7 protein-coding genes are annotated in these 10,696 nt (G+C 42.0%); 1 reads left to right on the plus strand and 6 read right to left on the minus strand.

Annotated features, from left to right (window positions below):
- Window positions 1-298: 298 nt before the first annotated feature.
- From csrA to pncC, 6 genes are all read right to left on the minus strand, one after another.
- Window positions 299-496: a carbon storage regulator CsrA gene (csrA, locus tag I3259_RS19270; protein WP_005371488.1), complete on the minus strand. Its 198-nt coding sequence runs from the start codon at window positions 494-496 to the stop codon at window positions 299-301.
- A gap of 86 nt (window positions 497-582) precedes the next feature.
- Window positions 583-1,767 carry an aspartate kinase gene (locus tag I3259_RS19275; protein ID WP_238031316.1) on the minus strand — a complete coding sequence of 395 codons (1,185 nt, stop codon included), beginning with the start codon at window positions 1,765-1,767 and terminating at the stop codon, window positions 583-585.
- Window positions 1,768-1,783: 16 nt separating this feature from the next.
- Window positions 1,784-4,408: an alanine--tRNA ligase gene (gene alaS / locus I3259_RS19280; protein ID WP_238031317.1), complete on the minus strand. Its 2,625-nt coding sequence runs from the start codon at window positions 4,406-4,408 to the stop codon at window positions 1,784-1,786.
- A gap of 289 nt (window positions 4,409-4,697) precedes the next feature.
- Window positions 4,698-5,927 carry a voltage-gated potassium channel protein gene (kch, locus tag I3259_RS19285; RefSeq protein ID WP_238031318.1) on the minus strand — a complete coding sequence of 410 codons (1,230 nt, stop codon included), beginning with the start codon at window positions 5,925-5,927 and terminating at the stop codon, window positions 4,698-4,700.
- Window positions 5,928-6,118: 191 nt separating this feature from the next.
- Window positions 6,119-7,168 carry a recombinase RecA gene (gene recA, locus I3259_RS19290; protein WP_238031319.1) on the minus strand — a complete coding sequence of 350 codons (1,050 nt, stop codon included), beginning with the start codon at window positions 7,166-7,168 and terminating at the stop codon, window positions 6,119-6,121.
- Between the two features lie 125 nt (window positions 7,169-7,293).
- A complete protein-coding gene (pncC, locus tag I3259_RS19295; RefSeq protein WP_238031320.1) occupies window positions 7,294-7,785 on the minus strand; it encodes a nicotinamide-nucleotide amidase in 492 nt (163 codons plus the stop codon).
- A 237-nt stretch (window positions 7,786-8,022) separates the two neighbouring features.
- Here pncC and mutS point away from each other — a divergent pair, with 237 nt between their 5' ends.
- Window positions 8,023-10,602 (plus strand): DNA mismatch repair protein MutS, encoded by a 2,580-nt coding sequence (mutS, locus tag I3259_RS19300; protein WP_238031321.1) that lies wholly within the window; start codon window positions 8,023-8,025, stop codon window positions 10,600-10,602.
- Window positions 10,603-10,696 lie beyond the last annotated feature (94 nt).

The following is a 10,696-nucleotide window of genomic DNA, read 5'->3' on the forward strand; positions in this document are numbered from 1 at the left end:
CGTATACTCCCTTAGCAGGGGAGCGCCTTCAGCCTCTCGGCCACCTCACCGTCTTTCGGGGGCTCATATTACTGTCAGTCAAAAATAAGTCAATCACTTTATTGATAAAAAATGACAATCACGAACTGCATGCATACTTAATAATCAATGAGGTAATTTATACAACGTAAGCGTTGAAATATTCACTTACTTTTAACTTAATCGGCACTGTCATTACTTACGATTAAATAAATATTTAAACGCGTAATTTATGACAGATACAAAAAAGGCCTGGTTTTTATACCAGACCTTCTTCAAATTAATAGTTGCCTGAACCCTGAGAGTCAGTTTCTTTTTCCGCTTGAATTCGCATGTAAATTTCTTCGCGGTGAACAGATACCTCTTTAGGTGCATTAACACCAATACGTACTTGGTTACCTTTAACACCTAAAACAGTTACGGTCACTTCATCACCGATCATTAGGGTTTCACCTACGCGACGTGTCAAAATTAGCATTTATGTGCTCCTTGAGTCATCTCAATCTTATAAGAATTTAACGTTTATTATCCAATATTATTTACGAACTCGTAAATAGCCACTGCTCAAGAAACAGCGAGATATGATTGATTATCCAGACTTTGGCCATCAACCACAAACTTTTTATGGATTAAATCTACAGCAGCGACATGATCATCATCATTAATTAACAAAGATAAGCATTTTTCGTCACTCTGATAAGTATGCACTTTAATGCTAGCCTCTTTTAACACCTTTTGAACAGAATCCAAATAATGTTGTGTATTCTCTCCTACCAAGGAAAGAATGGAGACCATACCAATATGGCGCATTTTACTATCAAAAACTAGCTTCAAGCGCGCAATATCATCATTTACAACAACTATTTGTGATTTATTCTCACTACTTGCATGAGCAATAATCCACGCAGTTCCACCAAATAATGCTAACTGTTTACTGATCTCAGTTTCTGGAAGCGCTATTTCAAGCAACGCATGTTGCTTTTGTAACGCGATACCAATGATAGTTGATGAAACCATACTATCAAAATTTACTAACGTCCCTTCACCATCATCAAAGGAAGAAAGCACACGAAGTGGAACGCGATGCTGACAAGCATACTCAACAGATTGTAATTGTAGCACTTTCGCGCCCAAACGAGCCATTGATGCCATGTAGTCAAAATGAATCACATCGAGGCGTATTGCTGTTGGAACAATTCTTGGATCAGTAGAGTAAACGCCATCAACATCAGTAAAAATCTGACACTCGTCAGCATCTAACGCACTTGCAATAGCAACCGCAGTGGTATCAGAGCCACCACGGCCCAATGTCGTGATGTTACCTTCAACATCACGACCTTGGAAACCAGCAACGATAACAATGTTATCGTTGCCAAGTAATGCTGTCATTCGTTGCGTTTCTACTTCACGAATGGTGGCATTATTAAATGCATTATCAGTTCGAATAACAACCTGATCAGCTGTCAACGATACCGCACTGTAGCCACGTTTATTCAATGCCATGGCTAACAAGGCAATTGACACCTGCTCGCCCGCAGCAAGCAATACATCCAGCTCGCGCGGGGTTGGTACTTCGTCAATTTGCTTGGCTAGACCTAATAAACGATTGGTCTCCCCTGCCATAGCAGAAAGAACAACGACAACTTGATGGCCAGACTGGCGTGCTTTAATGACACGCTCAGCCACCGCTTCAATTCGCTCAATCGAGCCAACCGATGTTCCACCAAATTTCTGCACTAATAGTGCCACATTACCTCTCCAGTGATTACAGTTTGTCAGCTAGCCATGGTGCAACGGTTTCTAGTGCTGCAGGTAATGCTGCTGCATCTGTACCGCCTGCTTGCGCCATATCAGGACGACCGCCGCCCTTACCGCCAACTTGTTGAGCAACTAGGTTAACTAGTTCACCCGCTTTAACTTTGCCAACAAGATCTTTTGTTACACCAGCAATCAAGCCAACTTTATCGTCGCTTACATTACCTAGTAGAACTACCCCACTACCTAGCTGATTCTTTAATTCATCAACCATGCCACGTAGGGCTTTGTTATCAGCACCGTTAAGTTTTGCGATTAAAACTTTAACGCCGTTGATCTCTTGCGCTTGGTTGATAAGGTTTGCGCCTTCTTGAGCCGCTAACTTATCTTTTAATTGTTGAATTTCTTTTTCTAGTTGCTTGCTGTGTGAAACTAATGCTTCCACTTTGCTAACAACTGATGCTGAATCTGATTTCACTAGACGAGCTGTCTTAGCAAGCATTGCATCTTCAGTGTGCATCGCTTCGATTGCAGCAGCACCTGTTACCGCTTCGATACGACGAATACCTGCAGCGATACCGCTCTCAGATAGGATCTTAAATAGACCAATGTCGCCTGTACGAGTAGCGTGAATACCACCACAAAGCTCAGTTGAGAACTCACCCATGCTTAGTACACGTACTTCATCGTCGTACTTCTCGCCAAACAGTGCCATTGCACCTTTCGCTTTCGCCGCTTCGATGTCCATGATATTGGTTTCAATCGCATGGTTAGCACGGATTTGGTCGTTAACCATAATCTCTACAGCACGTAGTTGTTCTGGTTTAACTGCTTCTAGGTTAGAGAAGTCAAAACGTAGACCATCAGCTTTTACTAATGAACCTTTCTGAGCTACATGCTCACCTAAAATGTTACGCAGTGCTGCGTGCATTAGGTGTGTTGCTGAGTGGTTTAGGCTAATTGCTGCACGGCGAGCAGAATCTACAGATGCTGTTAGTTTTTGACCAACAGTTAGCGTACCTTCAGCTACTTGACCTTTATGGCCAATTGCTGCACCGAACTTTTGCGTGTCAGCAACGTTGAACAGTACACCTTCAGCAGTAAGAATACCGCTATCACCACATTGACCGCCTGACTCTGCGTAGAATGGTGTGTTCGTTAGTACAACTAACGCATCTTCACCTGCGTTTACGCTATCAACAGCAACGCCATCACGGTATAGGGCAACAATTTCACCTTCACCATCAGTTGCGCTGTAACCACAGAATTCTGTTTCAGCATCAACTTTGATTGCATCGTTGTAATCAACACCAAAGTTACCCGCATCACGAGCACGTTGACGTTGTTCTTCCATTGCCGCTTCAAAACCTTCTTCATCGATAGAGAAGCCACGCTCACGAGCAACGTCATTAGTTAAATCAGCAGGGAAACCGTACGTATCGTATAGTTTAAATACTGTTTCACCATCCAGCACTTTACCGTCTAAGTTATCTAGTGCTTCGTTAAGAATTGTCAAACCACGGTCAAGAGTACGACCAAAGTTGTCTTCTTCAATCTTAAGGACTTTTTCTACAAGTTCTTGCTGTGCTTTTAGCTCTTCACCAGCGGTACCCATGATTTCAGCAAGAGGACCTACAAGCTTATAGAAGAACGCACCTTGTGCACCTAGTTTGTTACCATGACGCACTGCACGACGGATAATACGACGAAGTACATAACCACGACCTTCGTTTGACGGCATTACACCATCAGAGATCAAGTAAGCACATGAACGGATGTGGTCAGCCACAACGCGTAGTGATTGGTTAGAGAGATCGTCAAAGCCGATCACTTTCGCTGCTTCTTTGATTAGCGTTTGGAAAATGTCGATTTCGTAGTTTGAGTGTACGCCTTGCATGATTGCAGCAATACGCTCAATACCCATGCCTGTATCAACAGAAGGCTTAGGTAGCGGCTCCATTGTACCGTCAGCTTGACGGTTAAACTGCATAAATACGTTGTTCCAGATCTCGATGAAACGGTCACCATCTTCTTCTGGTGTGCCAGGACGACCACCCCAGATGTGATCACCGTGATCATAGAAAATTTCCGTACATGGACCACAAGGACCTGTGTCACCCATTTGCCAGAAGTTGTCAGACTCAAAAGGCTTACCACCTTTCTTATCGCCAATGCGAACAATACGATCGGCAGGAATACCTACTTCTTTGTTCCAAATATCAAATGCTTCATCATCGGTTTCATAAACAGTCACGACTAAACGATCAGCTGGCAGTTTAAGAACAGAGGTTAAGAACTCCCAAGCGTATGCAATAGCATCATGCTTGAAGTAATCGCCAAAGCTGAAGTTACCTAACATTTCAAAGAAAGTATGGTGACGAGCAGTAAAACCTACATTTTCAAGGTCGTTATGCTTACCACCTGCGCGTACACAGCGCTGAGCCGTTGTCGCTCGGGTATAGCTACGCTTTTCAAGACCTAGAAATGTATCTTTAAATTGGTTCATACCTGCGTTAGTGAATAACAACGTTGGGTCATTCGCAGGTACAAGAGAAGAGCTTTCCACTATTTGGTGGCCTTTGCTCTCGAAAAACGCAAGATACGCACGGCGGATCTCATCAGTGCTCATGTACATTGGCAAATCCTGAATTAATGCTTTATTGAAAGACAGAAAATCATACTTATGTGATCTTCCTCCTCGCCCTTTGGGGTATGAAAAACATACTTTAGTAAAAAGGTCGAGCTGAGTAATCGAACTAAGATAAATTTTTTGGGAGCTATTGTAAAACAACGGCAGCCATAACTGAAAATGTTATGTGGGAAAATGCACTAAATAATCCGATTATTTAATGCATTTGGTAGGTGATTGCTCAAGATTGAATAAGACGTTCGTGTAATTTATTAAATAAACGCTCTTTGGCTACCTACTTCGAGATCTCTTTTTCTGATAACCCTTGAACAGAGTTCAGAAGTGAAGAAACAATAGAATCGCTGTCAATACTTTCACCATTTAGCACTCTTGCCAAAATATCACTGGCGAACTGCTGTGGTGAAATCACAATATCGGGATTAACACTTTTTACTTTATTAATGTTTTTACTGTCATTTACTAATGCAACTGTACGTGCATTGCTTTCTAACTCAATCGCAGACAGCACAATAAAGGCGTTATCAGCGTCATCATCACTTAATGCCAAGACTGATTTAGCATTCATTACGCCGGCTTGAGTCAAGATCTCGCCATCACTGTAATCTCCGACCACAACATCCAAATCTTCAAGTAAATCTTTGGCCGCTTGTTGGGTGCGAGGTGATACGATTACGGTAATAGGTTGCTTACGAGAAGACAGCTGTTTTATTGTATTGATAGCAAGGCTAGATAAGCCACAAATAATAAAATGATTGGTTCTATTCATTTTTTTAGTATTCCCTTTAACAAGTCGCTCAAAACCACTATGAACAACAGGACCTAATACTGAAGTTGCCGATGTGGCAAAGACCGTGATACCAGAAACAATGACAGAGATAGTAAATAATCGCGCGGGTTCTGATACAGGAACTATATCGCCATACCCCACTGTCGACATGGTTTCTATTGCATAATAAAACGCCGTCAGCAATGACGTAATTTTCGGTTCAAACCCATCACCAAAATACAGCGCACCATAGGTTGACGTTAACATTAAAGTAATCACACTAATTAACGCAAAGATACTACCCGCAGCAACACTACTTCTTGAAAAATGACGACGCGCTAAGAACAAAATCAATAAAGAAATTAAACCATAATGAATATTATGCGTCTGATCAGGATGGATGTGCGCGGTGTAAAGCGTATCGATGATCATTAAAGTGAAACTGATCATCCACGATATTCGTGCACGAAAAAAAAGCCCTATGGAACTTAACGCAATAAAGACACCCAACATAAAATAAGGCGCGTTGGTTAAAAAGCTATGGTTAATTTGCTCATAATCTTTCACATTAAAAATCGTGATCAGATCGATAGGTAAACCATAAATGGTATGAAAAATTAAACCACTATTTACCAATACAAATAACGCGACAAAAATATGCCTAATGCTATACAGCCATAGCGCAAAACGTCGAAAAATGCGTCCAATCCAACGAAACAACGAAAAACCGTCTTTCACTATATATATACCTATTGAATAATATCAATGAGTTACCGTTATATTTTAGTCAATAAAAAATAACGTTCATCTATATTAAATCAAAAACACAGCAATAAGGGGGATCTAATTTTCATTCTGTTAATAAAAAGCATCAGATATAAAAAAACCCAATCCTAAGATTGGGTTTCTTGATACTAGGTCAACGAAATTTAGAATGCTTCGTCTTCTTTAATATCTAGGTTTTTCTCGTCAACTTGCTCTCCCTCGCTAACTGGAGTTAGTAGCAAATCACGCAATTTCTTTTCAATTTCAGCAGCAATAGCAGGGTTTTCTACAAGGTATTTGCAAGAATTTGCCTTACCTTGACCAATTTTATCACCTTGGTAACTGTACCAAGCACCCGCTTTTTCTACTAGTTTATGCTTAACACCTAAATCAATTAGCTCACCATTACGGTTAAAACCTTGCCCGTAAAGGATTTGAGTTTCAGCTTGCTTAAATGGCGCGGCTATTTTGTTTTTAACTACTTTGATACGTGTTTCATTACCAACAACTTCGTCACCTTCTTTGATTGCGCCAGTACGACGGATATCAAGACGAACAGAAGCGTAGAACTTCAGTGCATTACCACCAGTAGTCGTTTCTGGGTTACCAAACATCACACCGATCTTCATACGGATCTGGTTGATGAAGATACACATACAATTTGACTGTTTAAGGTTACCCGTTAACTTACGCATAGCTTGTGATAGCATACGTGCTTGTAGACCCATATGTGAGTCGCCCATTTCACCTTCAATTTCAGCTTTAGGTGTTAGAGCAGCTACTGAGTCAACAACGATTAAATCAACAGCACCAGAGCGTGCTAATGCATCACAAATTTCAAGCGCTTGCTCACCAGTGTCTGGCTGAGAAACTAATAGCTGATCGATATCAACGCCTAGCTTCTGTGCATAAATAGGATCAAGTGCGTGTTCAGCATCGATGAAAGCACAGGTTTTTCCTTTACGCTGAGCTGCAGCAATCGTTTCAAGGGTTAAGGTTGTTTTACCTGATGATTCTGGACCGTAAATTTCTACAATACGTCCCATTGGCAGACCACCAGCACCCAGTGCAATATCTAGTGATAATGAACCGGTTGAAATGGTTTCGATATCCATAGTACGGTTATCGCCCAACTTCATGATTGAACCTTTACCGAACTGCTTCTCAATCTGGCCTAACGCTGCGGCAAGAGCCTTTTGTTTGTTGTCGTCCATTCGACTCTCCAACGGATGCTAAAATGAAATGAGTGAAGTATTTCTATATCGCCTAGTATACTGTCTATTCATACAGTGTCTATAGATCATCATGATTTTTTTGTTAAATGTGCATTAGCCTTCTACTACTCCGTTACACTTGTTACTCGTTCCAGCATGACAGACAATGCTTTAGCAATCGCTTGTAACCGTATATTTTTTCGATCGCCTTCAAAGTGACAACATGTTGTTTGTCGCCAGCCTGTTGCATCCGCCCAACAAAACCAAACCGTGCCTACAGGTTTTTCTTCACTACCACCATCAGGACCTGCAATGCCACTGATCGCCACACTGATATCAGCCCGTGAAGCAGCTAATGCACCACATGCCATTTCAAACACAACGCCTTCGCTAACCGCCCCCAATTCATCTAAGGTTGCATTAGAAACACTTAACATTTCTTGTTTGGCTTCGTTGCTATAGGTAACAAACGAACGATTAAACCAGGCTGAGCTACCCGCAATTTCAGTGATCGCATAAGCTACGCCGCCGCCCGTACAAGATTCGGCCGTTGTTGCAACCCAACTTTTACTTTTTAATGCCAAGCCCAAATCTGTCGCAAGCTGTTCTATATTCATTTTTATATGCTCCTTGCTAACACTGTTAACTTGCTCCCTTCCGAGATCCCGTTTCACAATGCTAATTAAAAATTAGACTCTTGACTTTACGCCTATCTAAGACAGTTGCAAATATCTTAAAAAAACGTATTTCGCCACTTTGCCCTATAGACAGATTCACGTATCCTTAGCGATCAATATTCATTGGTTATGCTGTGATTTAGGCAGGACCACGTTCAAGCAAGAGTAGGCAATATCGTGACGATAAAAGGCTTAGAAAAACATACACCTATGATGCAGCAATTCTTAAGAATAAAAGCTGAGAATCCTGATATATTATTGTTCTATCGCATGGGTGATTTCTATGAAATGTTTTTTGATGATGCGAAACGTGCCTCTCAACTGCTTGATATTTCGCTAACAAAACGTGGCTCAACCAATGGTGAACCGATTCCAATGGCTGGTGTGCCTTACCATGCGGTTGAAGGTTATTTAGCAAAATTGGTTCAGCAAGGCGTATCGGTTGCGATTTGTGAGCAAATTGGTGATCCCGCGACCAGTAAAGGCCCTGTAGAACGTAAAGTGGTGCGTATCGTCACCCCTGGTACTGTCAGTGATGAAGCCTTACTTAATGAGCGTCGTGATAACTTAATTGCTGCTATTTATACTGAAAATAATAAATTTGGCTACGCAACCTTAGATATCACCTCTGGTCGTTTCATGTTAACAGAGCCTGTCAGCGAAGAAGAAATGCAGGCTGAACTTCAACGTACAAGCCCAGCTGAACTGCTTTATCCAGAAGATTTCACTTACCTGCATTTAGTTGAACCGTTTAAAGGTAAGCGCCGTCGCCCTATTTGGGAATTTGAACTAGACACAGCACGTCAGCAATTAACTCTGCAATTCGGTACCCGTGACTTAGTAGGTTTCGGCGTTGAAAATGCAGAACTTGGCTTATGTGCAGCAGGCTGTTTAATGCAATACGTTAAAGATACTCAACGTACTGCGCTACCACATATTCGTGCAATCACTTTAGATACAAAAGATCATGCGGTGATCTTAGATGCTGCCACTCGTCGTAACCTAGAGCTAACACAAAACCTAGCCGGTGGTTATGACAACACCTTAGCATCCGTTCTCGATCAAACCGCAACGCCGATGGGTAGTCGTTTATTAAAACGCTGGCTTCACCAACCTATTCGCGATCAAAAACAATTAAATGGTCGTTTAGATGCCATTGAAGCATTTAAAGATAGCGGCATGTTTGTTGATGTATCGGGCGTCTTGCGTCACATGGGTGACTTAGAGCGTATTTTGGCACGTTTAGCACTACGATCAGCACGTCCTCGCGATTTAGCGCGTATGCGAACTGCAATGCAGTATCTACCAGAACTTGCTGAATTATTAGCAGAAATCCCCCAAGCACGCATTAACGACTTAGCTTCTCACGCAGCGCCAATGGACGAGCTATGTGAATTACTTGAACATGCCATTATTGAAAACCCACCGGTTATCATTCGTGATGGTGGCGTTCTTGCTCCGGGTTATAACGCAGAGCTTGATGAGTGGCGTGATTTAGCCGATGGCGCAACTAAATTCTTAGAAGAATTAGAAGCCAGTGAGCGTGAGCGTCATGATATTGATAGCTTGAAAGTTGGCTTTAACCAAGTACACGGTTTTTTCATTCAAGTCAGCCGTGGACAAAGCCACTTAGTACCAAGCCATTATGTTCGTCGCCAAACGCTGAAAAATGCCGAGCGTTATATCATCCCTGAGCTTAAAGAGCATGAAGATAAAGTCTTAAACTCAAAATCTAAAGCGCTCGCTCTTGAGAAAAAATTATGGGAAGAGCTGTTTGATAAGCTATTGCCTCACCTTGAACAACTGCAAAATGCAGCAAGTGCATTATCAGAGCTTGATGTATTAACCAACCTTGCGGAACGTGCTGATAGCCTTAATTACTGTCGCCCTGAGTTAATGACAGAAACAGGCATAGAAATCACAGCAGGTCGTCACCCTGTCGTTGAGCATGTGCTAAGTGAACCGTTCATTGCCAACCCTATTTCGCTGCATCAAGACCGCCGTATGCTAATTATTACTGGTCCTAATATGGGTGGTAAATCAACCTATATGCGCCAAACCGCATTGATTGCATTAATGGCCCATGTTGGCTCTTTTGTCCCAGCAGAAACGGTAAAAATTGGTCCATTAGATCGTATCTTTACCCGTATTGGCGCTTCTGATGACTTAGCCTCTGGTCGCTCAACCTTCATGGTTGAAATGACAGAGACTGCAAATATTCTTCACAATGCTACCAAGCAAAGTTTAGTCTTAATGGATGAAATTGGTCGTGGTACCAGTACTTATGACGGCTTATCGCTGGCATGGGCAAGTGCGGAATGGCTTGCAGATAAGATCTCAGCCATGACATTATTCGCTACTCACTACTTTGAATTGACTGAGCTGCCATCACTGTTAACAGGATTAGCTAACGTTCATCTTGATGCCGTTGAGCATGGTGATGAAATCGCCTTTATGCATGCTGTACAAGAAGGTGCCGCAAGCAAGTCTTATGGTTTAGCAGTAGCGAGCTTAGCTGGCGTACCTAAGACGGTGATTAAACGCGCTAAGATCAAACTACAGCAATTGGAGGCATCTGGTCACCAGCAAGCTCTGCAACCTAGCGCGATCACAACAGGCGCACCTAAAGAAGAGCATCAATTAAGTTTGATCCCAGATCCGAGTGAAGTAGAAGAAGCTTTAGCAAACGTTAATCCTGATGAGTTAACACCACGTCAAGCACTTGATGAGCTCTATCGTTTAAAAGCGCTGCTTTAATTAAAAATCATTGAAATCAGATATAAAAAAGGACGCTTCAGCGTAATGCCGATCAGTTAAGACAAAAATGATCAGTTGAACGATCCTATAGATG

It is taken from the genome of Photobacterium sp. Ph5, assembly GCF_022129445.1.
Classification (GTDB): domain Bacteria; phylum Pseudomonadota; class Gammaproteobacteria; order Enterobacterales; family Vibrionaceae; genus Photobacterium.